The sequence below is a fragment of the Streptomyces sp. KPB2 genome (genome assembly GCF_003950055.1).
Classification (GTDB): domain Bacteria; phylum Actinomycetota; class Actinomycetes; order Streptomycetales; family Streptomycetaceae; genus Streptomyces; species Streptomyces salinarius.
In genome coordinates, this window is record NZ_CP034353.1 from 5,783,744 (window position 1) to 5,810,002 (window position 26,259).

A 26,259-nucleotide genomic window follows, 5' to 3' on the forward strand; every position below is an offset into this window, starting at 1 on the left:
GCCGGTCCGGTGGCCGACCAGGCGGAGCGTCCGGTGGCGGGACCCGCGCGGGAGTTCGTCGTCGAGGCCGACGGCGGGTCACGGGGCAACCCCGGGCCCGCCGGCTACGGCGCGGTGGTGCTGGACGCGGTGACGGGGGAGACCCTGGTGGAGGCCGCCGAGTACCTCGGGGTCGTCACCAACAACGTCGCCGAGTACCGGGGCCTGCTGGCCGGCCTGCACGCGGCGAAGGAGCTGGACCCGGACGCCCGCGTGCACGTCCGCATGGACTCCAAGCTCGTCGTCGAGCAGATGTCGGGCCGCTGGAAGATCAAGCACCCCGACATGAAGCCGCTGGCGACCGAGGCGGCCCGGGTCTTCCCGCCCGGCCGCGTGACGTACGAGTGGATCCCCCGCGCGGACAACAAGCACGCCGACCGCCTGGCCAACGAGGCGATGGACGCGGGCGCTCGCGGCGAGCAGTGGTCGCCGTCCGAGTCGACGGCGGAGCTCGACGCCGCGTCCGACGCGGCCAGCGCCGGCGTGGGTTCACGGGCGGCCGCCGACACCGACGTCCGGGCCGCGAAGGCCGTGGCCTCGCCCGGCTGGGGACCCCCCGACCTGGGCGCCCCCGCCACCTTCGTCCTCCTGCGGCACGGGGAGACGCCGCTCACCCCGCAGAAGCGCTTCTCCGGGAGCGGCGGCACCGATCCGTCCCTGTCGGCCGTCGGCCGGGAGCAGGCCGAGAAGGTCGCCGAGAGCCTGGCCAGGCGCGGCACGATCGAGGCGATCGTCGCCTCACCCCTGGCCCGCACCCGCGAGACCGCCGGCATCGTCGCCGCCCGCCTCGGCCTGGAGGTGGCGGTCGAGGAGGGGCTGCGGGAGACCGACTTCGGCGCGTGGGAGGGGCTCACCTTCGGCGAGGTGCGCGAGCGCTATGCCGACGACCTGGACGCCTGGCTGGCCTCCCCGGACGCGGAACCCACCGGCGGCGGCGAGAGCTTCGCGGCCACCGGCGCCCGGATCGCCGCCACCCGCGACAAGCTGGTCGCGGCGTACGCGGGCCGCACGGTACTGCTGGTCTCCCACGTGACGCCGATCAAGACCTTCCTGCAGCTGGCCCTGGGCGCCCCGCCCGAGTCACTGTTCCGGATGGAACTGTCGGCGGCGTCCCTGTCGGCGGTGGCGTACTACGCGGACGGCGGCGCGAGCGTCCGCCTGTTCAACGAGACGTCCCACCTGCGCTGAGCAGTCCGGCCGCCTCGCGGGCGAGCCGCTCCACCCGCGCCCAGTCCCGGTCGGCCACCGCGTCCTTGGGCAGCATCCAACTGCCGCCCACACACCCGACGTTGGGAAGCGCCAGGTACTCCGGAGCGGAGGCCGGCGTGATGCCGCCGGTCGGGCAGAAGCGCGCCTGCGGCAAGGGCGCGGCGAGCGCCTTGAGATACGCGGTGCCGCCCGCCGCCTCGGCCGGGAAGAACTTCATCTCCCGCACCCCGCGCTCCAGCAGCGCCACCACCTCCGAGGTGGTCGACACCCCCGGCAGGAACGGCACCCCCGACCCCCGCATCGCCTCCAGCAGTACGTCCGTCCACCCCGGGCTGACCAGGAATCGCGCCCCGGCCGCCACGACCTCCCCGACCTGCTCCGCGGTGACGACCGTGCCCGCGCCGACCACCGCGTCCGGCACCTCGGCGGCGATCGCCCGGATCGCGTCGAGGGCGACCGGCGTCCGCAGCGTCACCTCGATCGCGAGCAGCCCGCCGGCGACGAGCGCCCGGGCGAGCGGCACGGCGTCGGCGAGGTCGTCGACGACCACGACGGGGACGACGGGCGCGAGATCCAGCACCGAGGCGGCGGGGGAGGAGGGCAGCGGAGAACTCATGCCCTCATCGTGCCGCCGAAACGCACGCTCTGCAATTACCGTTGCAGCACATGCAACGATGCTCGGCGGGCGGGGACTCAGTGCACCTCGTCCACGAGCACGTCCAGCGACCACGGCTTCCCGGCCTTCGCGGGCGCCTCCGCCTCCACCACGTACCCGAGGGCCCGCAACGCGTCCACCAGCTCGGCCGGCCCCTCGGGCGAGGTGCCGGACGCCAGCAGACTCCGTACGATCCGCCCCTTGGTCGCCTTGTTGAAGTGGCTGACCACCTTCCGGGTCGGCGCGTGCAGCACCCGCACGGTCGCCGTCCGCGAAGCGACCTCGCCCTTCGGCTTCCAGGCCGCCGCGTACGCCGCCGAACGCAGGTCGAGGACGAGCCCGCTCCCGGCCGCCTCCGGCAGCACCTCGGCCATCGGCGCCCGCCAGTGCGTGCCCAGCGCCCCGACACCGGGGAGCTTCACGCCCATCGAGCAGCGGTAGGAGGGAATCCGGTCGGTCACCCGCACGGCACCCCACAACCCGGAGAACACCAGCAGCGACCTGGCCGCCCGCCGCTTGGCGGCGGCGTCCAGCGAGGCCAGGTCCAGGGCGTCGTACAGCACCCCGGTGTAGATCTCCCCCGCCGGACGGGCACCCGCGGTCAGCAGCTCCGCGTTCTTGGCGACCTCGCCGCGCAGCCCCTCGCTCAGCCCGAGCACCTCGCGCGCCTTCTCCTCGTCGCCGGCGCACAGCCCGACCAGCTCGCCGAGGACGGCCTCCCGGGCCGCGGTGAGCCCCGGCAGGGACAGCGACCCGGTCTTCAGCGGGGCGCCCCGGCCGGACGCGGCCTTCCCCTCGGACGGCGGCAGCAGGACAAGCACACGTACTCCTTCACGACAAGCTCTCGGCCCCAGGTCAGGGTACGGCGTCCCCCGCCCGCGCCCGTTCGACGGCCCGCACCAGTGACCCCGGGGCGTCGGCATGGCACCGCACCACCCGCACCTCCCGCCGCCGCCCGAAGAAGGAGACGTGGGTGACGGGCTCGGCGAGTTCGACGGTGACGGAGGTCTGGGAGCCCACGGCGAGGTCCAGCTCCCCGTCCCTCGGCTCGTGCGTCGTACGCAGCTCATGCCGGACGGAGGCGATCCGCTCCAGCGGTATCCGCAGATCGACGTGGAGGGCCCGCCGGATGCGCAGTGTCCCGGCGTCCGGATCCAGGACGTGCGGCCGGACCACGGACGCGGCGTGCAGCCCGATCACGATCACCACGGTGTACACGTCCAGCACCAGCATCACGTGGTGCACGGCGGGCCAGTCCCGCAGCAGCACGGACATCATCACGGACTCGACGACACACACGAAGGCGAATCCGCCCATCATCGCGCCCTGCCCCCGCGCGTACCCGAAGACGGCCCCGCCGGCCGCCGGGTCGTGCGTGCGCCGGGCGGCCCACAGCCACAGGCTCGCCCACAGCCGCAGCTCGTGCCGCACGAGCAGGAACGGAACCGCGGCGAGACCGGTGCCCCTCATGACCGCCGTCCCCGGGAGGCGAGCACCATGGCCTGCCGGATCGCCTCCGCCTGGGCCGGCGCGAAGTCGGCGTACAGGGCGCGCAGGAGACCGTGGCCGGAGTCGAGGTCGAAGCCCTCCTCGGGCAGCAGCTCGGCGGGCATGGAGTCGGCGAGTTCGCGGGCCGCCTCCGCCACGCGGGGATCGTCGGCGCCGGCGTCGGCCAGCTCGTCGAGCAGCGCATAGGTACGGCGGGCCCGTGCCGCCGCCTCCGGCGAGCCCAGGGCACCGCGCATCGCGGCCAGCAGCCCCGCCCGCTCCTCCGGCGCGACGGTGCTCTCCAGCAGCACCAGCATCTCCCGGTCCCGCAGGGCCATCGGCGAGCCGGACATGTCCCCGATCCCGGCGAACAGCTCGGCCAGCTCCGGCGACACCGGCCCCTCGACCGGCACCCCGCCCTCCGCCTCCAGCAGCTCCCGCAACCGCGCCCGGCGGTCCCGGATCGCCGCCTCCTGCCGCGCGAGATCCGCGTCCAGCTCCTCCAGCACCTCGGCGAGATCCTTCCCGGCCTCTTCCGCGAGCACGTCCCGCACCTCCGCGAGCCCGAGCCCCAGCTCGGTCAGCCGCCTGATCCGGGCCAGCACGACGACATGCCGCAACGTGTACGTCCGATACCCGTTGGCCAGCCGCTCCGGTTCGGGCAGCAGGCCCTGATGGTGGTAATGCCGCACGGTCCGCGTGGTGACGCCGACGGCACCGGCGAGTTCTCCGATCCGCATGGCCCCAGTAGAAACGTTGACGTTGCGACAGGGTCAAGCGCGGCGGTTCGCCTTCCGGACACCGACGCCGATCCTGTGCCACGATCGAGGGAACGGTTCCCGATCTCTCGGACAGGTGATCAGCCGATGCCCCAGCCTGGCGAGCGACCGAAGGAGGGGCGTGACATGACTGCCATGGCACACGAACCGATCACGCAGGACCTCTTGCTGGAGTGGTTTCTCGCCCTGGACACCCCGGAGGGGTTCCGGGCGGAACTGATCGAGGGGGAGATCGTCGTGACACCGCCGCCGGATGGGGACCACGAGGACTGCATCGGACTGATCGTGAGCCAGGTGCACCGGCGGTCCGTCACCGACATGCAGTTCTCCGGCAACAAGGGACTCAAACTGAAGAACGCCGATGGCCTCTTGGCGGACCATGTGATCCCTGACGGCACCTTCGCGCCCGCGGCTTCCAGGCTCTATCGCGGAGCCGAGCCCTGGATGCCTTGCGACGGTGTCTCACTGGTGCTGGAGGTGACCTCCAGCAAGCCCGAGGCCGACCGCGAGACCAAACGCCGTGCCCATGCGCGCGGCGATATCCCGTTCTACCTGCTCGTCGACCGCCAGGAGTCGTCGATCACGCTGTTCAGCGACCCGGGCCACGACGACTACCGACAGCACTGCACCGTCGCCCTCGGAAAGCCGCTGACCCTCCCCGCCCCCTTCTCTTTCGACCTGGACACCACCGACTTCCTCTGATCCCGTAGACGCAGGGGGTGGTCGGCGATGGACGCGCGCGGCGAGCAGGCACGCTGGACGAGGGCACGGCTGGGGACGGCCGGCCCGACCCTCGACCTCCTCACCGCCCGCTTCGACCGGCACGTCTACGCTCCGCACGCCCACGACGAGTTCACGGTCGGCGTCACCGTAGGCGGACTCGAGGTCATCGCCTACCGGGGCGGGCACATCCACTCAGGGCCGGGCTCCATCGTCGTCCTGGAGCCGGGCGAGGTGCACACCGGCGGCCCGGCCGCCCCCGACGGCTACTCGTACCGCGCCCTGTACGCGACCCCGTCCCTCCTCACCGACGGCACCCGCGCCACCGCCCTCCCGCACTTCCGCGAGCCCGTCATCGACGATCCCGAACTCGCCGCCGCCCTGCGCGCCGCACACACCGACCTGGCCCGCCACCCCGACCCGCTGGAGGCCGAGTCCCGCCTTCCCTGGCTGCTCACGGCGCTCGCCCGCCGCCACTCCACGGCCCGCGCCGCCGACGACGCCGTCCCCGGCTCCGACCGCGTCGCCCGCGTCGTACGCGACCGGCTCGCCGACGAACTCCTCGCCCCGCCGCCGCTGGCCGCCCTCGCCACCGACCTCGGCCTGTCCCGCTACCAACTCCTGCGGGCCTTCCGTACGGCGACGGGGATGCCGCCGTACGCCTGGCTCGCCCAGCACCGGGTGGCCAGGGCGCGCGGGCTCCTGGACGCGGGCCTGCGCCCGGCCGAGGTGGCGGCCCTGGTGGGCTTCGCCGACCAGGCGCACCTGACCCGCTGGTTCCGCCGGGTCCTCGGGGTGACCCCGGCGGCGTACCGCAACAGCGTTCAAGACCGCGCGGGGTGAGGCGGCCGAGACTCGCCGCATGACTGCACGCGGCTGGTTCCTGTTCTCCCTGATGGGAGTGGTCTGGGGCATCCCCTACCTGATGATCAAGGTGGCGGTGGACGAGGTGTCCCCGTCCGGAGTGGTGTTCACGCGCTGCGCGCTCGGCGCGGCCCTCCTGCTCCCCTTCGCCCTGCGCAAGGGAGACCTCTTCGGCACCGTACGGCGCCACTGGAAGCCCATGCTGGCCTTCGCGGTGATCGAGATCATCGGCCCCTGGTGGACCCTGACCGACGCCGAGCGGCACCTGTCCAGCTCCACCGCCGGGCTGCTGATCGCGGGCGTGCCGATCGTCGGCGTGCTCCTGGCGCGCTTCTTCGGCGCCGCGGAACGGGTCGGCGCCCGCCGGATCACCGGACTCGGCCTCGGCCTCGGGGGCGTCGCCGTCCTCACCGTGCCGCACCTCACCGGCGGCGACGCCCGCTCGCTGGCCGAGGTGCTGGTGACGGTCGTCGGGTACGCCACCGCCCCCCTGATCGCCGCCCGCCACCTCAAGGACGTCCCCACCCTCCAGCTCATCACCCCCTGCCTCACCCTGGCCGCCGTCGTCTACGCCCCCGCGGCCTTCCTGACCCGGCCCACCACGCTCCCTTCCGGCGAGGCCCTGGCGGCCCTGGCCGGCCTCGGCGTCGTCTGCACCGCGATCGCCTTCGTGGCCTTCCTGGAGCTGATCAAGGAGGTCGGCCCGGTCCGCGCCGGCGTCATCACCTACGTCAACCCGGCGGTCGCCGTCGCCGCGGGCGCTCTCCTCCTGGACGAGGACCTGACCCTCGGCATCGGCGTCGCCTTCACGCTGATCCTGGCCGGCTCGGTCCTCGCGACGGCCGCCGCCGGTCCGGGGCGGGAGGTCCGCCGGGTACCATGGTCGACACGGCAGACGAGCCGGGCGGGCGGCCGCGTGGAGTCCCTCACGGGACTTCCCGAGGAACGTCCGGGCTCCACAGGGCAGGGTGATGGCTAACGGCCACCCGGGGTGACCCGCGGGACAGTGCCACAGAAAGCAGACCGCCGGAGGCTTCGGCCCCCGGTAAGGGTGAAACGGTGGTGTAAGAGACCACCAGTGCCCAGGGCGACCTGGGCAGCTAGGTAAACCCCACCCGGAGCAAGGTCAAGAGGAGCGCCGTAAAACGCGCTCTGCGCGGACGATCGAGGGCTGCCCGCCCGAGTCCGCGGGTAGACCGCTGGAGGCCGGTGGCAACGCCGGCCCTAGATGGATGGCCGTCGCCGACGGGACCGCGAGGCCCCGTCGGAACAGAACCCGGCGTACAGCCCGACTCGTCTGCCGCTGTTTGCGGCCTTGCCTGGAAAGGGACCCTCTGACCTGTATCGAAGGTCCCTGAGCCGGATAGCGGTGCTGCGTTCCTCGTCAACCCAGGGCTCTACTGCACGAGGTGTAGACGCGAGTGGGTTACCGCGCTTGATTGAGAAGGTATTCAACCTCTGGCGGGACGCCGCCAAGAGAACCCTTCCGTACTGTCTTCGGCGGCGGTACCCGCTTGACCAGCGGGATTCAGCAGCCGTCCAACACGGGAGGAACCATGACCAAGACCAAGTCGTTCGTCGCGTCGATGGCGGCAGCTGCCGCCCTCATCGTCGGCTTCTCCGGCTCTGCCGTGGCCACCGACCAAGGCGCCGCCACCGCACAGGGCAGCAAGTGCACCACCGTGAGGACCAGCAACGGCAAGGGCTCCGTCTATGTCTGCTGGTCCTGGTACAAGAGCGCAAGCGGAAAGTCCTACTACGGCAGCTTCTCCGGAAAGTTCTACGATCACGCCAAGGACGGCAAGTGGGTCATTCTCCAGGCCAAGTGGTCGGGCAAGGGCTGGACTCCCATCCGTACCGCCGCCAACGGAGAGTCGTTCTCCGGCGACTACAACGGCCTCAACGGGCTCAACTTCCGCGCATGCCTGACCGGCGGCTACTGCGGAACACCGGCATGGTGATCCAAGCTCCGTAACTCGCCCCCGGACGAACGCCAACGGGCCCCGGCCGCTTCCTGCGCGGCCGGGGTCCGTCGCGTGAAGTCCCGCCGGGTGCGAGTGCGCACGTCGTCCAGGTGCTGTTCAGGCGTATACGAGCCCCATCCGTCTGCAAGCAGACGGGTGTGCTTGATTGGGCGTCACGAACTGCGCATCTCCGCCATCATCGGAATATGCAAAAGCTCGAGGCGCACGAGATGCCCCTGCACAAAGTCTTCAGCAGCGACTACGACTTCAAGATCCCCGATTATCAACGCCCGTACGCCTGGCAGGAGGAGCAGGCGTCACAGTTGCTGCTGGACCTGCAGGAGGCCCTGGACCGAGGGACGGACGAGCCCTACTTCCTCGGGTCCATCGTGCTCGTCAAGGACGGCGGAGCCCCGAGAGCGGAGGTTATCGACGGCCAGCAGCGCCTCACGACCCTGACCATCCTTCTGTCCGTCCTGCGCGACCTCACGGACGACCCGGACCTGCGTGGCGACCTCGATCGTCTGGTGATGGAGCCGGGAGCCAAGATCCGCGGGCTGCCTCCGAGGCCTCGGCTCACCCTGCGGAGCCGCGACGCCGACTTCTTCGAGAAGTATGTGCAGGCCAAGGATGCCGTGGAGACCTTGCTGGCACTGGAGCCGGAAGGCCTGCGTACCGATGCGCAGAGGGCCGTCTTGTGCAATGCGGCCGCTCTGCATCGTCGTCTCAGCGCGTTGCCCGAGGAGAGCCGCCTGGCCCTGGCCCAGATGCTCGCCGAGCGGACGTTCCTGGTCGTGGTCAGCACGCCGGACCTCGACAGTGCCCACCGCATCTTCAGCGTCATGAACTCCCGAGGTCTGGATCTGTCGCCCACCGACATCTTCAAGTCACGGGTCATCGGTGATCTGGACGAGGAGGCATCCGAGGCGTGCGCGGCCACCTGGGAGGACGCCGAGGAACTGCTGGGGCGGGACGACTTCGCGGAGCTCTTCCTGCACCTGCGGATGATCTTCGCCAAGAAGCGAGCGGATCAGGAGCTGCTCAAGGAGTTTCCCGAGCAGGTGCTCAGCCGCTACCTGCCGGAGCGGGCCGAGGCCTTCGTGCACGACGTCGTCCGGCCCTACGCCGAGGCCTACGCCCAGATCAGGGAGGCTCGCTACGAGTCCGCCTCTGGCGCGGAGTCGGTCAACGCCTGGTTCAGGCGGCTGCAGCAGATCGACAACTACGACTGGCGACCGGCCGCTCTCTGGGCACTGCGCCATCGTGAGAACGACCCCGCGTGGCTCGACGCGTTCATGCGGGCCCTGGAGCGCCTGTCGGCCAGCATGTTCATCCGCCGCGTCTACACGACGCCGCGTGTCACCCGCTATGCCGAACTGCTCCGGCAACTCGACGAAGGGCAGGGTCTCGACTCCCCGGCCTTCGATCTGCGGGACGACGAGAAGCTGGAGACGCGGAATTGGCTCGACGGCGACCTCTATCACGTCCGCAGGATCCGCAAGTACGTCCTTCTCCGCCTCGACGAGCTGCTCGCCCGCAGCCAGGGAGTGACGTACGAGCACCCGCTCATCACCGTCGAGCACGTCCTGCCGCAGAGCCCGAGCGCCGACTCCGAGTGGGTCGACGTGTTCGACGAGGAGCAGCGCGCACAGTGGACGCACCGTCTGGGGAACCTGGTGCTGCTGAACAGGGCCAAGAACTCCGCGGCCCAGAACTACGACTTCGCAGCCAAGAAGGCCAAGTACTTCACGGGACGCGGAGGAGTGGTCCCCTTCGCGCTGACCAGCCAGGTCCTTCAGCATGCCGAGTGGACTCCCGAGCTGCTCAAGGCCCGGCAGGAGGAACTGCTGGGCATGCTCGCCGAGGAGTGGCGTCTGTGAGTGCTGCCGGCGGCCGGGGCCCCGTGCCCCGGCCGCCTCACCCAAGCACATCCAAGTAGTTCCAAAGAATTCCATTATTGGCGTCGATTGGGCTATGGTCATCCACAGCGCGCGGCGCACGGCCTGTGAGCCGCCCCGTCACGCCTACGCGCTTCCCATCGCCAACCGGCGCCGGCCCGTCCGGCCCCGTCTGCCCCGCCCGCTACGCAGCCACAGCTTCCACGGGGGTCCTTCCATGCCCGTACCAGCCGATTCCGCACCGGACGCCGCTCCCGCCGGGCCACCCGCCCACGACCCGTCCGTCGGTACCCTCACCCACCTCATCGCCGAACGGCTCACCGCATCGGACCTCGACGCGGAGTCCCGGGCCGTCCTGCTGGCCGCTTTCGAGGACGAGACACCGCGGCGTGGCCGCATGCCCGGCTGCTACCTGCAGTCGGTCACGGTCAGCGGCTTCCGCGGCATCGGCCGTACCACCCGCCTGCCCCTGAACCCGGGTCCAGGGCTCACCTTGGTCACCGGCCGCAACGGCTCGGGCAAGTCCAGCTTCGCCGAAGCCATCGAAATCGCGCTGACCGGCGACAACGCCCGCTGGCGCGGCCGTAGTGACATCTGGCGCAAGAGCTGGCGCAACCTCCACCACGGCCAAGACCCGCAGGTCGCCGTGGAGCTGCGCATCGACGGCGACTCCGAACCGGCCACCGCTCTGCGGACCTGGCACGGAGACGACGTGGCCGACTCGACCGCCGAACTCGACCGGCCCGGCCGCACCCCCGTCCCCCTCCCGGACCTCGGCTGGCAGGACGACCTGGCGACCTACCGTCCCTTCCTGTCGTACTCCGAACTCGGCCAGGTCATCGGCGGTAGACCCAGCGAGATGTACGACGCCGTCGCTTCCATCCTCGGTCTGGAGCAACTCGCCGCCGCAGACAAACGGTTGCGCGAGCTGGCCCGCGAGTACGACGCACCCGCCAAGGCGGCCAAGGCCGAACTCCCCGCCCTCCTCGCCCTGCTGGGCAACACCGACGACCCTCGAGCCCAGGCCGCCCAGGCCGCACTGAGCGGGCCGCGCCCCGATCTGGCCCGAGCCGCCGAACTGGCGGCCGGAACCGGCGCGTCCGACGAGTCCCTGCTGCTCGACCTCCGCCGCCGCGCCACCCTCACCGGCCCCGACGTCGAGGCGGTCGCCACGGCCGTGGCCCGCCTGCGCGAAGCCGTCGCCTCCTCGGACGACCTGCGAGGGACGTCCGCCGAGGACGCCCTGCGCCGTGCCGAACTCCTCGCCCGCGCCCTCACCCACCACCGAGCCCACCCCGCCCTCGACACCTGCCCGGTCTGCGGCGGCGCGGCCCGTCTCGACGAGGCGTGGGCACGGGATGCCGCCGAACAGGAAGGCATGCTGCGCGCCGAGGCGGAGCAGGCCCTCGCCGCCCGGGGTGAACTCGACGCCGCAGTCCGGGCCGTCCGCGACCTGGCCGTGCCACCCCCCGGCTGGCTGCCGTCCGACATCGCCGAAGCCTGGAACGACTGGCTGCGATGCCGCACCGTCTCCGACCCCGCCGTACTGGCGTCCCTCGCCGTGAACGCCGCACAAACCGCCGCCGACGCCGCACGGATCACCCGCCAGGAGGCCGCCACACGCCTCGCCGACCAGGACGACGCCTGGCGTGATGCCGCCCGGGCCCTCGCCGCCTGGCTCGACAAGGCCCACGCCGCCGAGCAGGCGGCCCCGCGCCTCGCCCGCGTGAAGGCCGCCCAGAAGTGGCTCAAGGCGGCGCACGAGGAGATCCGCGCCGACCGCATGCGCCCCATCGCCGAGGACGCCCAACGCATCTGGTCCCACCTGCGCCAGCAGAGCAACGTCGCCCTCGGCCCCGTCCGCCTGGGCGGCTCCGGAACCCAGCGCAAGGTCGCCCTCGACGTTACCGTCGACGACATCGACGCCCCCGCCCTCGGCGTGATGAGCCAGGGCGAGCTGCACGCCCTCGCCCTGTCCCTCTTCCTGCCGCGTACCTTCCTCCCGGAAAACCCCTTCCGGTTCCTCGTCATCGACGATCCGGTGCAGTCCATGGACCCCGCCAAGGTGGACGGCCTCGCCCGCGTCCTCGCCCTGCTCGCCGAACACCGCCAGGTCGTCGTCTTCACCCACGACAGCCGACTGCCGCAGGCCCTGAAGTACCTGCGCCTGCCCGCCACCGTCCTCACCGTCGACCGCCGCGAACACTCAGCCGTACGGGTCCGCTCCGGCGACGACCCCGTCAAGCAGGCCCTCTACGACGCGAAGGCGCTCGCCAAGACCCGCGACCTGCCCGGCGACGTCGTCGCCCGCGTCCTGCCCGGCCTGTGCCGCACCGCACTGGAGGCCGCCCTCCTCGAACCGGCCCGCCGCCGGCTCCTCGGCACAGGCATGCCGCACACCGACATCGAGCGGCACATCGCCAAGGCCCGCAAACTGACCGAGCTGGCCTCCCTCGCCCTCTACGGCGCTGCGGACCGAGGCGGCGACGCCATGACGGACCTGACCCGCGCCTACGGAGCGGAGGCCACCGACCACATCCGCTGGTGCAACAAGGGCACCCACGAAGCCGTCCCCTTCGCCGACGCGGACGACATCATCCGACGCACCGCGGACCTCGCGAAGGCGGTACGAGCCCTGTGACCACGACCCACCCGACCGCATCCCCCGTCCCACCACCGCGCCCGCCCCGGGGCGGCCCGGCATTCCCCTCGCCCCCACCACCGTCCGTCTCGACCCCGGCCGACCTGCTCGCAGGAGCGGACCGACTGCTCGGCACGGCCACCGCCTCCACCACGGGCGTCTGGCCCCGCGCCGTCGCACTCCTGCTGCGCCACGCCCTGGAAGAGGCCCTGCGCCGCTACTGGCAGGCCCGCAAACCCCAGCTGGCTCGCTGCCCACCCCACGCCCAGGCCCTGTGCCTCGCCTCCTACGCCGACCAGGACACGGCCCGTCGCTGGTCGGCGACCTGGGGAGGCCTGAGCAGGGCCTGCCACTACCACGGGTACGAACTGGAACCCACGCAGGTCGAGCTGCGGGCATGGCGTGACGAGGTCGAGCGGGTGGTCGGAGCCCTTGAACCCCGGCCTGATGACAGGTGACGACGGTGCCTTCACCGACACTCGCGCCCTCGTCATACGCGTATTACGATGACCGTGTGGCGAAGACGCGGATCAGCATCAGCTTGGACCAGACCCAGGCCGAACGCATCAGGCAGCATGCGGAGCGGGCGGGCATGGACGTCTCGGCGTACCTGGTGCACGCCGCGACGCGCCAGATGGCCGAGAGCGACGCCATAGAGGAACAGTTCGCCAAGGTGGACGCCCTCATCGCCCGCGCGGAGCAGGCAGCCGACGGCCTGCCCGCAGACTCCGCCCAGGAGCCGACCGCGGAACTGACGGAGCAGGAACGCCGCGAGATCGAGGAGGCCCTCGGCCTTGCCCACGGCCGTGACCGGCACGGCCACCGCCCGGGAAACGCCGCGTGAGCCCACGGGTCCCGGTCTACGACACCGGCATGCTCATCGCCCTGGCCGACCGCAAGGCGAAGGCGGTGGCCCTCCACGAGGGGCTGCGCACCCTCCCGCACCGGGCCCTGGTGCTCGGCCCGGTCCTCGCCCAGGTGTGGCGCCCGCAACCAGCTCTGGTGCACGCCCTGTCCGGGGTACTGAAGGACTGCACCGTCCCCCAGGCCCGGACATCCGAGCCGCCCATGCGCGAAACGAAGGCGGGCCGTCCGGAATGCCTGGCCTGCGCCACGGGCCCGGACCTCGCGGACTGGCGCCGCATCGGCACCGCCCTGGGCAGCGCGACCCTGCCGGCGAAGAAACGGCCGGACGCGGTGGACGCCTGGGTGGCCCTGACGGCGGCCCGGCACGGCAGCGCGGTGGTGTTCACTACCGATCCGGGGGACATCCAGGCGTACTTGGCGGTGCTGGCGCCTGTGGATGTGCATGTGGTCGGGGTCTGACGAAGCGGCCACGGAGCTACCTAGGCTGTGTGCCACGACAACCTAGCGCCGGGAGGCCGTCCTTCATGCCCAGAACCACGCAACTGCGTACGTACACCGTTCGTGACGGCATGCTCGACGAGTGGGTCGAGCGCTGGCGGCAGGAGATCGTGCCGCTGCGGCTGAAGTTGGGCTTCACCATCGGCGGGGCGTGGGTGGAGCGGGAGCGCAACCAGTTCGTCTGGCTGATCTCCTACGACGGCCCCGAGACCTTCCAGGAGCGCAACGCGCTGTACTGGTCGTCGTCCGAGCGCGAGGCGATGAACCTCAACCCGGACGACTACCTCGTCCACACCGACGACCGTACGGTCGAACAGGTCCACTGATCACGACGGTTCGAGCGGCAGCATGTGGTGCCGTCGCTCCTCCTCCGTGAGCGTGCGGAAGACCCGCCCCCTCGCAACCGCCTCCAGCCGGTCGTAGTCAGGCTGCGCGGGCCACACCCGGGCCGTCCCGTCGGCGGAGCCGGTCAGCAGTCGGCTGCCGTCGCGGGACCACGCCACCGAGGTCACCTTGTCCTGATGTACGCCGACTACAGAGACCTCCTCGAAGGTGGCCGCGGACCACACGCGTACCGTGCGGTCGTCGCCTCCCGTCGCCACGTACCTCCCGTCGGGCGACCAGGCGACGGCACGGACCCGCCCCTCGTGACCTTTCAGGACGTCGACGCGGCGCCCCGTGGCCGCATTCCACACAGCGGCCGTCCAGTCCCCCGAGGCCGTGGCGACACGTGCCTCGTCCGGGGACCATGCGGCGTCCTCCACGTAGTTGTCGTGCCCCCGCAGGACGGTGAGCTGTCGGCCGTCGCCGGTGTCCCACAGCCGACAGGTCCGGTCGTCGGAACAGCTGGCGAGCAGCCGGCCGCTCGGTGACCAGGCCACGCGGCCCACCCAGTCCTGGTGCTCCTCGAACTTCATCAGTTCCGTCCCGTCCTGCGCCGACAGGACGCGCACGGCGCCGTCATGCCCACCGGTCGCGATCCGCCGACCGTCCGTGGACCAGGCACACCCCTCGACGACCTCCCCGCGCCGCTCGAACAGTGTGCGGCCCGTCCCGTCCAGGACGCGGAACAGTCCGTCGTTGGTACCGAGCGCGAGTCGGTCACCGTGCGGCGCGCACGCCACGCTCCACACACGGTCCTCCAGCCTTGTCACCGCTCCGACGGGAGCGCCCGTCACCGCGTCCCAGTACCGCACGGTGCCATCGTCGGAGGCGGTGACGACCCTGCCGTCATAGCCCGACCACGCGGCCTCGTTCACCGGACCGTCGTGCCCGTCGACCAGGGTGGTCTCAGCCCCACGCGGACGCAGATCCCACACGATCCCGGAGCCGTCGGAGGAACCGGTGGCGACCTGGGCGCCGGTGGGCGACCAGGCCACTCCCCACACGGTGTCGATGTGTCCGCGCAGCACCGCCAGCACCTTCGCATCCTCGGCGTCGACGATGCGCACGGTCCGGTCGGACGAGGCGGATGCCAGCATCCGGCCGTCCGGCGACCAGGCCAGGTTCCATACGTAGTCGGTGTGTCCGCGCAACAGAAGCCGGAGCTCGCCCGTCTCCGCGTCCCAGACACGGACGGTGTGGTCACCGGAGCCGGTCGCGATACGGCGCCCGTCCGGCGACCAGGCGACACCCTCGACGAAGTCCGTGTGCCCGGTCAGCGTCACGCCTGCCGTTCCCGTCGCACGGTCCCACACGATCACCGTCTGGTCGTGGGAGGCGGAAGCGAGGCGGGCGCCGTCCGGGGACCATGCGACGCCCCAGACGTCGTCGCCGTGCCCGCACAGCGCGTGCACGAGTCGGCCGGTCGAGGGCTCCCAGACGCGTACCACCCGGTCCTTGAACGTGGCCGCGACGTACAGTCCGTCGGGCGACCAGGCCACCTGCCTGCCGATGTCCCCGGCCCCGGTGAGCAGTCGTACGGGCTCACCGGACACGGCGTCCCAGATCCGTACGACCTGGTCCCGGCCCGCGGTGACCACCTGTGCCGAGTCCGGGGACCAGGCGACGGACTCGACCATCGCGCCGTCGGACGGCAAGACCAACACAGGGCGCCCCGATCGGGCGTCATAGATGCGGGCCGTACCGTCCCGGGACGCCGTTGCCAGCAACCGCCCGTCCGGCGACCAGGCGATGTCGCGCACCGTGTCCGTGTGCCCGTCGAGCCGGGTGCGCGGGTGGCTGGTGGCCAACGCCGCCATCAGCCCTCGCCGTGCCAACGGCGTCGGTGTGCACTCGCCGAGCGCGGCCAGGGACAGCAGCAGCGCCCGCTCGGGTTCGCTCTCCGCGCTGCCGAGCACCGTCCGGCCGATGCCGTCGGACACACGACTCAGGAACGCGACGTCCCGGCGCTGCGACGCCTCGACGAGGGCCCGGCCGCGCGCAGACGCCTGCCCGCTCTCGTCCAGGGCTTCAAGCCATCGCCTGGCCACGGTGAGTCGCTCGCCGACGAGGAGGTAGTCGGTACTACGCCCTGACCTCTCCCAGTCCTCGGCCCACCGCTCCAGCTCGGCGCGCTCCCGCAGCCGCTCGGCCCGCGTCTCGACCTCCTGCCGCAGCGGCGCCCACTGCCGGAACAGGGCCTCATGCGTCACCTGCGCGTACGGCTCCTGGCCGACGGACGCGTTCCCACGTACGTCGGACCGCAGCAGTCTGGCGTCGATGAACGCGTCCACCACATGCCGCTCACGGTCGGTGAGATCCGAGAGCGGCACATGCCGGCGGGCGACTTCCTGCCCCTCCACGGTGACGAACTTCAGCAGCACCCGCAGGACGAAGTCGATGGTGTCGCCCGCACCGAGATCGGTCACGGTGTTGTCGGCCTGCCGTGCCAGGGCGCCCGGCACACCGCCGAGCCGCTGGTACAGCTCCTCGGTGACCGTGCCGCCCGGCCCGGAGGCGAAGTACAGCTCCTGGAGGAGATAGGCGAGCAGCGGCAGCGCGTCGTCGGTGCCCGTCTCGTCCACGATCGTCTCGACCACGCCAGGCTCGAAGGAGAGGCCCACCAACGCGCCGGGCGCCTCCACCACCTCGGCGAGCTGCGCCCTGCCCAGCGTGCCGATCGCGACGGGATGCTGGAAGAGCTCGGCATGACCGGTACCGAGCAGCCTCCCCAACAAATCCACGCGGAGCGTGGCCAGCACCCGTACCGACGAGTCCTGCTCCAGACAGGCACGCAACGAGTCGAGGAAGCGGGCTCGTTCGCGTTCGCCCCCGAGGGTGACGAGTTCCTCGAACTGGTCGACGACGAGGAGGGTCCGCCGAAACCGCCCGCCGCGCAACCGGGCCAGCTCGGCCCGCAGGGCGTCCGGACCCTGTCGCAGCCGCCGCAGTACCGCACCGGCCGTCTCCCGCTCCCCGGCGGCGGCCGCGAGTGACGAGGCGAGCGCGCCGAGCGGACTCGCCCCGGGTGAGAACGGCGGTACGACGGTCCAGCGGCGTGCCCGCAGCCGGGGCAGCACCCCGGCCCGCACGAGCGAGGACTTCCCGCTGCCTGACGCCCCGGCCAGCAGCAGGAACCGTTCGGAGGGCCCCGTCGCGGTGGCGTGCAGCCTGCGCGTCAGCTCGGCGGCCTGTGCCTCCCGGCCGAAGTAGACGGCCGCCTCGTCCTCGTCGTACGCGTCCAGGCCCGGATACGGAACCCGGTCACGTGGCCAGTCGGCCGGCGGCGGCGCGGGATTCTCCAGCCGGTACACCACGACCTGCCCGACCACCATGGCCACCACCAGCAGCCCGATCGCCGGCACCGAGAACCGCTGGATGACCTGCAGCGCCCATGGAGCGTCGTCCGTGCTGGTGGCGTAGTTGGTGGTGATGCCGAGTAAGCAGGCGATCAGCGCCAGTACGACCTGAAGCGCCACCTGCATCCGATGCCTCATCCGGCACCCCTCACGACCGCACCACTGCCCACCGACACGACCCGCCCCCGATCCACCGGCGTCGAAAGACCGGCACCACATCCCCTCGGCTCTCACCGTGCGGCGAGAGACTTGACGACCATCCTCCGGGGCGGGCAGGACTCGATCAACAGGGTGGGCCGAATCCGGCCACAGCGGGCATCGCGGTGTCAGGAGGCCGAGGGGCCGGGGCTCTCCCAGTCACACTCGGCCCAGATCGTCTTGCCACTGGGCGGATACGGCTCGACACCCCACCGGTCGGCGAGGGCGGCCACCAGGAGGAGGCCGCGACCGGACTCGGAGTCCAACGGCGCTTCACAGGCGCCGGGCGGCGACGGGAGGCACTCTCCCCGGGCGTCGGTGACGGCGACGCGGAGCAGGCCGGCCGTGGGGTCGAGGGCGAGGGTGAGCCGGAAGAGACGACTGCCGACCCGGCCGTGCAGGGCGGCGTTGGCGCTGAGTTCGGCCACGATCTGCTCGGCACGCTCGGTGACGCCGTGCGGCACCGGCCACGCGCGCAGTTGCTCGACGGTCAGAAGACGGGCCAACCGTGCCCCGCGCCGGGTGGACGAGAGAAGCTGGGCGAACGTGAGTACGGCGGGCGCGACCTGGGGAGTGGAGTGGTTCATGAGCCCACGGTGACGGGCGCGCGGAGCGTGTTCCATAGCCCCACTCCGTACGCTGCGTCAGCGTACGGACACATTCCGTGGACGGTACGACGGTTCGTACGTCACGCTGGGTGTCGTTGGGTGTGGGGCAACGAACCGCGCGGGTACGGAACCGGAGGTGGCCGCGGATGACCGACGGCAGTGTGGTGGACAGCGATGACAGCATGCCGTGCGGCGAGACGGACCGGGAACCCGACCCCTCCGACAGCCTGCGCACGTTCGGGGCGGTCCTGCAGGCTCTCCGCGAGCACGCCGGGTACAGCAGGGCGCAGTTCGCGGATCTGGTGAGTTTCTCCAAGCACACGGTGGAGTCGGTGGAGCTGGGACGCCGGATGCCCGACGTGGCGCTGGTGGAGCGCTCCGAGGAGGCGCTGGGCAACACGGGGGCGCTGCGACGGTCGGCGAAGCACGTGACGCGGGGGCGCGGGGACGTGGGGCTCGCGGCCTGGTTCCGGCAGTGGGCTCGGCTGGAGCGGGTGGCGGTGAGCCTGTGCACGTATGAGTGCCGGCTGGTACCGGGGTTGTTGCAGTCGGAGGGGTATGCGCGGGCGGTGTTCGACAACGCCATTCCGCCACTGTCAGACGGGCAGTTGGAGGACCAGGTTCGGGCGCGTCTCGAACGTCAGAAGCTGTTCAGGGAGCGGCCGAACGCCGTGTTCAGCTTCATCGTCGAGGAGTACGTCTTCCGGCGCCAACTGGGCGGGCCCGAGGTCATGAAGGACCTGATCGAGCACGTGCTTGAGCTGACTGCCCCGCGTAACGTGGCCCTCCAGATCATGCCGTTGAGTACTGAGTCCCATGCGTGTCTCGACGGTCCCGTGCGGCTGCTGGAGACACCCAAGGGGCAGCGGATGGCGTACTCGGAAGGCCAGCAGAACGGCCGGCTTATCTCCGACCAGAAAGAGGTGAGCCTCCTCTGTCAACGCTATGACACACTGCGCTCGCAGGCCCTCAACCCCAAGGACTCGCGGGACCTGCTGGAGCGACTCCGAGGAGAGCGATGAGCACGACGGAACTGGTCTGGTTCAAGTCCAGCTACAGCGGAACTCAGGGAGACGACTGCGTCGAGGTCGCCGTCACCGAACAGACCGTGCGCGTACGCGACTCGAAGGCCACGACGCGCCCTCGCTTCGACATCAGCCACGAGGGGTGGTCGCGATTCGTGGGGTTTGTGACGCAGGACTGAGCTGTGTGTGGGTACGCTAATACGGTTCTGGCGTGCCCACACGCGCTGGCCTCGTCGGAGCTCATGAAGTCAAGGTGCCTGCTGAGACGTCGGTAGCGGGCTCCTTCAGCCTGTGGGCCTGTCCACCAGGTCTCCCATGCTGCCAATCTCTCCTGCCGACCAGTGCTCGCCGAGCAGGAGTAGCCCCTTGTTCATCAAGATCTCCACGGCCCTATAAGGCTCTGCGACAACACCTGGCTCCGGATAATAGATCTTGACTGCCTGGGCCATCAGACCGTCGGGGTCAAGGCCACCGGTGTCGTAGTTGCTCCCGCCGCGGGTGCCAGGGGCGCGGATCAGGTCGACCTGGTTCTCGATCGCATAGGCGAAACCGAGACGTACTCGGTCCGACAACTGCGTTTCCTTCTCCGAAATGCCCAGCCAATGGAGGAGATCATCTGCGGCCTGGGCCGCCTCGATGGTGAGCGAGATGTTTCTGAGATCAGCCATCAGACAGCCGCCCTCCGACGTTCGATTACAGTGTGCTTAGAGCTTCGCCGCTCCAACTGGTACTCGGCCACCAGATTGCCGCCTAGGGCTTGGAGCGCGGCTCCTCGATCAAACTCTCCGTCGAATGAGAGTAGGATCACCTGCCGCGCCATTCGTGGCAGGGCTGCGACGACGTGCGCCGTGTTTTCGGTATCCAGGCGACCGAATGGGTAGTCCATGACCACCGGTCCCCGTACCGCTGCGCTGTCTTGAAGAGCGGCAATCAGAGACAGGGCCACGAGATGCTCGTACCCTGCGGATCGCCTCACGACTCCGCCATCTTTGTCAAGGATCTCAAGCCCATAACTGTCGGTGATGCGCAGCCCCACGTAATCGGGTTCGGACGCCAGGATGCGGAAGATTTCTGAGGCGTGCTCTTCGACGCGGCGGCGGAGCTTTGTTCTATAGGCGTCGATCGAGTCGCTGAATAGATCGCGGAGCCGTTGGGCCACCTCGTCCTTCAACTCGATGGTGCGGTCAGGAGGCACCTGCTTCCGGAGCCGCCGCTTGAAGTCCTCAATGTCAGCTTCCTTCATACGGATCTGTTCTCCACGAGCCGCAAGGCGATCTTTATCGCGCTCGAGCTTGGCGTGGCGCTCATCGCGCTCGGTAGAAAGCGCGCGTACCTGCTCCTCACTCTGCCCGATCTCATTAATCTGCTGCCTAAGCTCGGCGATGTCGCCGTGCAGCTCTTCCTTCTCCAGTCGCACTTGACGGAGATTGGCGTCACGTTCCACGATCAGGCGGACGTCCTGTTGTGCGAGAGTTTGAAGAGTTCGACGCTTCGCTCGGAGCCGGTCCAATCGAGTTTGCACGTCCTCTTGGTGCCCAGTCGATGCGATTTGCTTGATCTTCTCGGTCAGTTCGGCATGCAAGTTCGGCTTGATCTCGCGGCGACAGACCGGGCAGTCGTTAGATGCGTGTAGGTGCGTCAGGTCTCGCATAGCAGCTGCTACTTCGCTGAGCTCGGCCTCAGCCATGGCGACAGCACTGTCGACTTCGGCGAGATGGCCAGTTGCGGAGCGAGCCAGAACGGCTTTCCATAGATCGGGTGAAAGCTCATTAAGGGCGGCTATTGCTGCTGTCTCCCGGCCCTCTACCCCTGCGATCTGTACTTCCAATTGGTCAATCTTCCCGAGGATGTGCTGAGCCTTCTGCTGCTCGCGCATCAAGGCATCGAGCTCGGAAATTCGATCCTGGCCCGCCTCGATCTCGGATTCGATATCGCTGTAGTCCTGCTGCATACGGTCGCGTATGTCCTGCGCTTCTTTGAGAGCCAGACCCATACGGTTGGTTTCGTCGTTGGCAGCGTACTGCTCGCTCATCTGCTTCGACGCCGCGCGCGAAATCGCTACGGCATCAGCTTTTGCGTTGCCGACGATCGGAATGCCGAGAACGCGTTCGATGCTCCGTTCCAGCTCGGCGCCCTTTTCACTCCCCGGGTCAAGCAGGTCCTCGTACTGGCGAAGGAGCTCACCGTCGAACAGGAAGAACTGGCTCACCGATTCCGGAGCAATCATCTGGATGACTCTCTTGGAATCATCCGGAGAAAGTACCTCGCCGTCGCGCTGCAAGATGACGGTTTCGTTCGGTTGTGCGCTTTCGTCGTACCGTCGGATCAGACGGTAGGGAACATCTTTTTCGTGGAAGTCAAGCACGGTTTCGAAGGCTCCCACGCCGCCTGCCTCCTTGCGAGCCTCCGTGTTTACGAGGTCAGAGGTTTCTTCGGTGCCGCGACGGCCATGAATTTCGCCGTACAATGCGTACCGGAAGGCGTTGTGGAGAGTGGTCTTACCGCGCCCATTAGGTCCGTAGACGATGTAGACTCCGCAGTCGCTGGAGAAGGCCATCTCTTGGCGTCCTCTATATGGGCCGAAGTCCTCGACTGCGAGTCGATCAAGAGTCAACATCAGACAGCTCTCTCCGCAGATGTCCGTTGGCTAACCCACCGGTTGACGATCTGTTCTGTACGCTTGCGGGCTTCGGCGTGGTCCTCGGCGAACCGGTGTTGCACCTGAAGAATTTCACTGACTAGTTCAGGATCCAGGTCCGGGTAGCGTTCTTTCCGCACCTCCTCCACGGTCGTCCGCAAGTCCGCTGTCTCTTCACTTCGGTCAGGCATCTGCCTCCCCCTCATCGTCCTCGATACCCTTCGGGCGAATCTCATCAAGCTCTCTGATAGACAACCCCATCGATACCCACTTGTTTTCCAGAATCGAAACGGAACTCTGTGTAATACTCCAGCTGGCGAATTGAATGGCTCGTGACAGTTCACCGGCAACAAGGGGCCACGATGGATCGCCCCTCTGCGTAGTTTCTGGCAGTACCAATACGTCGATCAGTGTAGCTACAGTCTTGTTGGGAGAGCGCCGAAGGATTCGTCCCCGTCGTTGAATAAATTCTCGAGGGTTCCGCGAACTGGCCAGGATCAGAGCATGTGAAGCCGAAGGAATATCTACACCCTCGTCCAGGCATTTAATCGCGACCACGATTCCGCCACTGATATCAAACAGTCTCAGTGTGGCATCCGAATCTCCGCGCATCTGGCTGTGGTACTCAAGGGATGAAATGCCCCTGGCTGAGAGTGCTTGCCGCACGAGGGACATTTGGTCCTGGTTATCGCAGTAGATGAGCCATTTCTGATCCTTTTCGGGGCGATAGTGCTCTGCTACGAGGTCAGCGGCTCGGGACACCTTGAGCGCCGCGCCCTTGGCGATACGGGCTCGCTCGATGAGCTTCCGGTGCAATTGGTCTTTAGCATGGGGCGTCGCGCCAGGTGCCTGAGCCATGGCGTGTCGCTGCCGGATCTCGCTGGTCAGGCGATCCCAGCGTTCCTCTTCGTCCTCCGTCAGGCCTACCCAGGACGGGTGGTAGACGTACGGAGCCAGTACGCCGTCGTCAAGGGCATCCTTCAAGGAGTACTGATGGATGACGCCACCGAAGTAGGTGTCTACCGCAGACGTGCCTTCCGGGTCGTAGGCCCGTTCCGGTGTGGCGCTCAGCCCGAGACGCCAAGGGGTGTCCAGCCACTCGAGGATAGTGCGGAACTGAGGGCTGCCCAGCCGATGTGCTTCGTCAGCGATGGTGAACACCTTGCTAGCCACCGCTCGCAGTTGTGCCCGAAACCCAGGGCTGGACGCCGTGTTGAGGACGGCGATCAGAACGTGCTTGCGTCCGGGACGGCTGGACTCGACGGCGGCCCGGAGTGCGCCGCTGCGGCTCCAGCGGTCGTGCCCGCCACCTGCCAGCACTGAGCGGGCGCCGAGCAATTCATGAACCTGCTTTGCCCACTGATCCAGTAGTAGGCGGGACGGTACGAGGATCAGTGGCGTCAGACCTTGCTCAAGGGCCAGGCCGGCAGAGTAGAGACCGGTGATCGTCTTGCCGGAACCCGTGGCATGAGCCAGTAGTCCGGTGTGCTCGTGAGTTTCCCATGCACGTACTGCCGCGCGCTGATGTTCGCGGAGTTGGATTCCTCCGAGCGTGAATTTCTCTTTGCGCGGTCGGCCGATGCGTCCTGCAGCGACGTCGCGTAGCAGGGCAGCGAGGTCCGCATCTTCCGCGACGTGTTCAAGTTCCTCTCTGATTTCATAAGGGAGGCCGATTATGGTGACACCTGGGACGACCCCTTCCCAAAGCCGATCGAAGCGAGCGACGGCATGGCGGGCCCGTTCGGCATCACGGCCTCCCTCCCAAGAAGGCCACACATCGATCGATTCAATGTTGCCGTCAGGTGAGAGTCCGAGGTAGCTCTCGTTGGCAGATCCGCGAAATCCGACAACATCTTCAGCAGCGTCAGTAAAAAGCCCTACTTTGTCATGGAACATCCGTTTATTTTGAATGGATGTCTTGGCTGTGACGCGGGCCAACTTCACATCCAGCCGGCCTGCGGCGACCAGTGCCGCCAGGAGGCGAGCGGTGTCGGCATGAGAAGAGCGAAGAAGCTGTGCGAGTTCGCCTCGCAACTTCGCGGTGAGCTCGGCGTCGTCGCGCACTTCGTAGCCGTAGACGAGACTGTCCGCGTCGGCTGTGCTCAGTCTGGGCGAGCACAGCATGCGCATGGATCCCGAATTCTCTAGGAAGAAAGCCTCAAGCCCGGACTGAATCAGGTGGAAGGCCGTCGAGCTGAAGAAGCCGGTGATTCGGTCATAACGGGACGCCTCGCGCAGGCACGGGTCATAGAAGTCGCGAGGGATGTCGTCGGTATCGGTGGTGTATTCAGTACGCAGGCTGCCGAGGTTCCTGAGCATCAGAACAACCCCTCACACATTGATTCGTTGCTCAGGTCGATTCGCAGACTCAGTGCCTCCACGAGGCGATGGGGGCGAGCGGCGACGATCGTCTCCGTCAGTCCTCCATGAAGCCTGCGAGACCCGTGTGAGATGTCCTTCGCCAAGGCGGACCAGACGATCTCGGGCGGAGTTTGTACATTCTTGGAGGAACCAAAGCCGCCGTTCAGGTCATGTAGGTCGGCGTCCCACAAGATGAACAAGTTCCAGTCGGGGTGGTATCCGATGGCGATCGGCCGAATGTTGTCAGTCCGGTCGAACCAGCGCCGCTTTGCCCGCGGAGGGGCAGGCTTGCCATCACGGGTGACACCAACACTCAACTGGATCTTGAAAGTCCCCGGCTGGCGCTCAGACTGGTGCTGCGTCGCTGCGTAGAGGTAGAAGCGGAGGCGCGGGGGCAGCGGCGAGGTCAGATCGAGAACGAGTGGCTTGCGCTTCAGGGCTTCGTCGGAGGGTGCCGCGTTGACGGCAGGCCCCAAGGCGCGGACCAGTACGCGATGCAAGTAGCCGCTGGTGAAGCCTCTGGGAGGCCGGTACCGCTCCTCGAACTCGTCCTCCGGCAGTGCGAGCCAGCCGGGTGTTGTCGATCCCAAGCCTCCCCCTCGTCCCCAACCTTACTGTCCGTCGTTGATCCTGTACACAGTCTCAGACGTCACTGACATCGGACCTGGTTCAGGGGGTTGTGCCTGATCCGGGGCATCGCCATGGCACTTGGCAGCCCCACCTGGCCGCTATAGTGGCTGGGGTTGATCGGTTGCGGAGGGGCTCTACATGCAGGACATCATTGAACGCCTGCGGTCGGGTCGGGTCTGTTACACCACGCCGCACGGCACTCAGCTCACAGGTGACAGCTTGGAGTTGCTTGGGGAGTTGCCGGCGAACAGCGTCGACCTCTTCATGACCAGCCCTCCGTTTCCCCTCCTGCGCAAGAAGGCTTACGGGAACAAGGATCAAGAGGAATACGTCGCCTGGCTCGTGAAGTTCGCGAAGCTAGCGAAGGATGCACTCAAACCCACGGGTAGCCTCGTGATCGACATCGGTGGTGCTTACCAGCAAGGCGAGCCAGTAAGGTCGCTACATCAATTCCGCGCGCTGCTCGCGTTTGTTGACGATCTTGGCTACTTTCTCGCCGAAGAATTCTACTGGTTCAATCCTTCGAAGCTGCCGTCGCCTATTGAGTGGGTAAACAAGCGTAAGTATCGCGCCAAAGATGCCGTCAATACGGTTTGGTGGCTCTCGAAGACCGAGCGGCCGAAGGCTGATGTCGGTAAGGTTCGCGTGCCCTACTCCAAGTCCATGCAGCAGCTGCTAAAGGATCCCGCAGCCTATTATAGGCCAAAGGAAAGGCCGTCTCACCACAACATTGGCAAGGCGTTCGGTGTCGATAACGGTGGCGCACTTCCTTCCAATCTGCTTGAGATTCCTTATCTTCTTGAGGATTTGCTTGAGATTCCCAACCTGCTTGAGCTTCCTAATAGTCAGTCCAACGATGCGTATCAACGTACGTTGAAGGCGATGGAACGCCCAGGTCACCCCGCTCGATTCCCAATCAAGCTGCCCACATTCTTCATTAAGATGCTGACTGATCCGGGTGACGTCGTTGTAGATTTCTTCGCCGGGTCGAACACGACTGGCCGGGCGGCGGAAGACCTGGGTAGGAGCTGGCTGTCGTTCGAGTTGGACCCTGCATACGCTGCTCTCTCTGCTGTGCGGTTCATGGAGGGCCAGGATCTCAAGGCCGTCGAGCGGGCGGTGAAGAAGATCGAGGGTGGCGTCGCGCTCAAACTGACAGACGCCCCAACCCCGTCGAGCAAGGACCCTGAGGCAGACGCTGCACTGAAGCAAGGAGACTCGTCAACCCAGTTGAGCATTGAAGCTGATTGATGACCAGGCGCACTGTGCCGACCGGCGCATCTCTTGGAGCCACGCCGGGACTGCGCGAAAGCTTGGAGTATCACCCTCGGCGGTGCGCGGTAGAGCGACCGCGGGGAGAGATGGTGTAGCAGCCACGGTCCAACAGACCCCAGCCGCTTGCCGCTCGGGCGTCGTTACAGTTTTTTTGCCTTCCAC

Annotated in this window: 24 protein-coding genes and 1 other RNA gene; 14 read left to right on the forward strand and 11 right to left on the reverse strand. The window is 68.3% G+C overall.

The features are described 5' to 3' along the window. Nucleotides 1-9: 9 nt before the first annotated feature. Nucleotides 10-1,227: a bifunctional RNase H/acid phosphatase gene (locus D1J63_RS26005; RefSeq protein ID WP_125632107.1), complete on the forward strand. Its 1,218-nt coding sequence runs from the start codon at nucleotides 10-12 to the stop codon at nucleotides 1,225-1,227. Here D1J63_RS26005 and eda read toward each other — a convergent pair. From eda to D1J63_RS26025, 4 genes are all read right to left on the reverse strand, one after another. Then, nucleotides 1,202-1,864, reverse strand: a complete 663-nt coding sequence (eda, locus tag D1J63_RS26010) for a bifunctional 4-hydroxy-2-oxoglutarate aldolase/2-dehydro-3-deoxy-phosphogluconate aldolase (RefSeq protein WP_125632109.1) — start codon at nucleotides 1,862-1,864, stop codon at nucleotides 1,202-1,204. The genes D1J63_RS26005 and eda overlap by 26 nt on opposite strands. A 77-nt stretch (nucleotides 1,865-1,941) precedes the next feature. Further along, complete coding sequence (gene yaaA / locus D1J63_RS26015) at nucleotides 1,942-2,724, reverse strand: peroxide stress protein YaaA (protein WP_125632111.1); 783 nt, start codon at nucleotides 2,722-2,724, stop codon at nucleotides 1,942-1,944. A 34-nt stretch (nucleotides 2,725-2,758) separates the two neighbouring features. Beyond that, entirely contained in the window at nucleotides 2,759-3,373 is a 615-nt protein-coding gene (locus D1J63_RS26020; RefSeq protein ID WP_125632113.1) for a hypothetical protein, read from the reverse strand. Further along, complete coding sequence (locus tag D1J63_RS26025) at nucleotides 3,370-4,131, reverse strand: MerR family transcriptional regulator (protein WP_125632115.1); 762 nt, start codon at nucleotides 4,129-4,131, stop codon at nucleotides 3,370-3,372. Before D1J63_RS26025 ends, D1J63_RS26020 begins: the two co-directional genes overlap by 4 nt. A 174-nt stretch (nucleotides 4,132-4,305) precedes the next feature. Between D1J63_RS26025 and D1J63_RS26030 the strand changes: the two genes are divergently transcribed. Both D1J63_RS26030 and D1J63_RS26035 read left to right on the forward strand, forming a co-directional pair. After that, nucleotides 4,306-4,872 carry a Uma2 family endonuclease gene (locus D1J63_RS26030; protein WP_125635820.1) on the forward strand — a complete coding sequence of 189 codons (567 nt, stop codon included), beginning with the start codon at nucleotides 4,306-4,308 and terminating at the stop codon, nucleotides 4,870-4,872. 27 nt (nucleotides 4,873-4,899) lie between these two features. Next, nucleotides 4,900-5,733 (forward strand): AraC family transcriptional regulator, encoded by an 834-nt coding sequence (locus tag D1J63_RS26035; RefSeq protein ID WP_125632117.1) that lies wholly within the window; start codon nucleotides 4,900-4,902, stop codon nucleotides 5,731-5,733. A 75-nt stretch (nucleotides 5,734-5,808) separates the two neighbouring features. Here the strand turns inward: D1J63_RS26035 and D1J63_RS26040 are convergent, their stop codons facing one another. Continuing rightward, complete coding sequence (locus D1J63_RS26040) at nucleotides 5,809-6,126, reverse strand: hypothetical protein (protein WP_125632119.1); 318 nt, start codon at nucleotides 6,124-6,126, stop codon at nucleotides 5,809-5,811. A gap of 524 nt (nucleotides 6,127-6,650) precedes the next feature. Between D1J63_RS26040 and rnpB the strand changes: the two genes are divergently transcribed. From rnpB to D1J63_RS26085, 8 genes are all read left to right on the forward strand, one after another. After that, an RNA gene (gene rnpB / locus D1J63_RS26050) (RNase P RNA component class A) lies at nucleotides 6,651-7,054 on the forward strand. Nucleotides 7,055-7,310: 256 nt separating this feature from the next. After that, the gene (locus tag D1J63_RS26055) at nucleotides 7,311-7,715 is read left to right on the forward strand and encodes a hypothetical protein (protein WP_125632121.1); all 405 of its coding nucleotides are present in this window, start codon (nucleotides 7,311-7,313) and stop codon (nucleotides 7,713-7,715) included. A 209-nt stretch (nucleotides 7,716-7,924) separates the two neighbouring features. Beyond that, nucleotides 7,925-9,598: a DUF262 domain-containing protein gene (locus tag D1J63_RS26060; protein ID WP_125632123.1), complete on the forward strand. Its 1,674-nt coding sequence runs from the start codon at nucleotides 7,925-7,927 to the stop codon at nucleotides 9,596-9,598. 235 nt (nucleotides 9,599-9,833) lie between these two features. Next, nucleotides 9,834-12,257, forward strand: coding sequence for an ATP-binding protein (locus D1J63_RS37595; protein ID WP_125632125.1), 2,424 nt, complete (start codon nucleotides 9,834-9,836; stop codon nucleotides 12,255-12,257). Beyond that, complete coding sequence (locus D1J63_RS26070; RefSeq protein WP_125632138.1) at nucleotides 12,254-12,715, forward strand: hypothetical protein; 462 nt, start codon at nucleotides 12,254-12,256, stop codon at nucleotides 12,713-12,715. The genes D1J63_RS37595 and D1J63_RS26070 overlap by 4 nt, the downstream gene beginning before the upstream one ends. Before the next feature lie 56 nt (nucleotides 12,716-12,771). Next, nucleotides 12,772-13,101, forward strand: a complete 330-nt coding sequence (locus tag D1J63_RS26075) for a hypothetical protein (protein WP_241235609.1) — start codon at nucleotides 12,772-12,774, stop codon at nucleotides 13,099-13,101. Further along, nucleotides 13,098-13,583, forward strand: coding sequence for a hypothetical protein (locus D1J63_RS26080; RefSeq protein ID WP_206436790.1), 486 nt, complete (start codon nucleotides 13,098-13,100; stop codon nucleotides 13,581-13,583). Before D1J63_RS26075 ends, D1J63_RS26080 begins: the two co-directional genes overlap by 4 nt. 65 nt (nucleotides 13,584-13,648) lie before the next feature. Further along, nucleotides 13,649-13,948: an NIPSNAP family protein gene (locus D1J63_RS26085; protein WP_125632142.1), complete on the forward strand. Its 300-nt coding sequence runs from the start codon at nucleotides 13,649-13,651 to the stop codon at nucleotides 13,946-13,948. Here the strand turns inward: D1J63_RS26085 and D1J63_RS26090 are convergent, their stop codons facing one another. Together D1J63_RS26090 and D1J63_RS26095 are read right to left on the reverse strand one after the other, a co-directional pair. Further along, the gene (locus D1J63_RS26090) at nucleotides 13,949-17,488 is read right to left on the reverse strand and encodes an AAA family ATPase (protein ID WP_125632144.1); all 3,540 of its coding nucleotides are present in this window, start codon (nucleotides 17,486-17,488) and stop codon (nucleotides 13,949-13,951) included. Between the two features lie 200 nt (nucleotides 17,489-17,688). Beyond that, entirely contained in the window at nucleotides 17,689-18,147 is a 459-nt protein-coding gene (locus D1J63_RS26095) for an ATP-binding protein (RefSeq protein ID WP_125632146.1), read from the reverse strand. A gap of 167 nt (nucleotides 18,148-18,314) precedes the next feature. On the opposite strand from D1J63_RS26095, the gene D1J63_RS26100 reads away from it, so the two are divergent. Beyond that, the gene (locus D1J63_RS26100; protein WP_125632149.1) at nucleotides 18,315-19,190 is read left to right on the forward strand and encodes a helix-turn-helix transcriptional regulator; all 876 of its coding nucleotides are present in this window, start codon (nucleotides 18,315-18,317) and stop codon (nucleotides 19,188-19,190) included. Beyond that, complete coding sequence (locus tag D1J63_RS26105; RefSeq protein WP_125632151.1) at nucleotides 19,187-19,372, forward strand: DUF397 domain-containing protein; 186 nt, start codon at nucleotides 19,187-19,189, stop codon at nucleotides 19,370-19,372. The genes D1J63_RS26100 and D1J63_RS26105 overlap by 4 nt, the downstream gene beginning before the upstream one ends. A 105-nt stretch (nucleotides 19,373-19,477) precedes the next feature. Here D1J63_RS26105 and D1J63_RS26110 read toward each other — a convergent pair whose 3' ends face one another. The 4 genes from D1J63_RS26110 to D1J63_RS26125 form a co-directional block, all read right to left on the reverse strand. Continuing rightward, nucleotides 19,478-19,861: a hypothetical protein gene (locus tag D1J63_RS26110; protein ID WP_125632154.1), complete on the reverse strand. Its 384-nt coding sequence runs from the start codon at nucleotides 19,859-19,861 to the stop codon at nucleotides 19,478-19,480. Next, nucleotides 19,861-21,810: an AAA family ATPase gene (locus D1J63_RS26115; RefSeq protein WP_125632156.1), complete on the reverse strand. Its 1,950-nt coding sequence runs from the start codon at nucleotides 21,808-21,810 to the stop codon at nucleotides 19,861-19,863. Before D1J63_RS26115 ends, D1J63_RS26110 begins: the two co-directional genes overlap by 1 nt. Before the next feature lie 204 nt (nucleotides 21,811-22,014). Beyond that, nucleotides 22,015-24,150, reverse strand: a complete 2,136-nt coding sequence (locus tag D1J63_RS26120; RefSeq protein ID WP_125632158.1) for a DEAD/DEAH box helicase family protein — start codon at nucleotides 24,148-24,150, stop codon at nucleotides 22,015-22,017. Continuing rightward, on the reverse strand, nucleotides 24,150-24,782 hold the full coding sequence (locus D1J63_RS26125) for a hypothetical protein (protein ID WP_125632160.1): 633 nt from the start codon (nucleotides 24,780-24,782) through the stop codon (nucleotides 24,150-24,152). The genes D1J63_RS26120 and D1J63_RS26125 overlap by 1 nt, the downstream gene beginning before the upstream one ends. Nucleotides 24,783-24,960: 178 nt before the next feature. On the opposite strand from D1J63_RS26125, the gene D1J63_RS26130 reads away from it, so the two are divergent. Then, entirely contained in the window at nucleotides 24,961-26,073 is a 1,113-nt protein-coding gene (locus tag D1J63_RS26130; RefSeq protein ID WP_125632162.1) for a site-specific DNA-methyltransferase, read from the forward strand. Nucleotides 26,074-26,259: the final 186 nt, after the last annotated feature.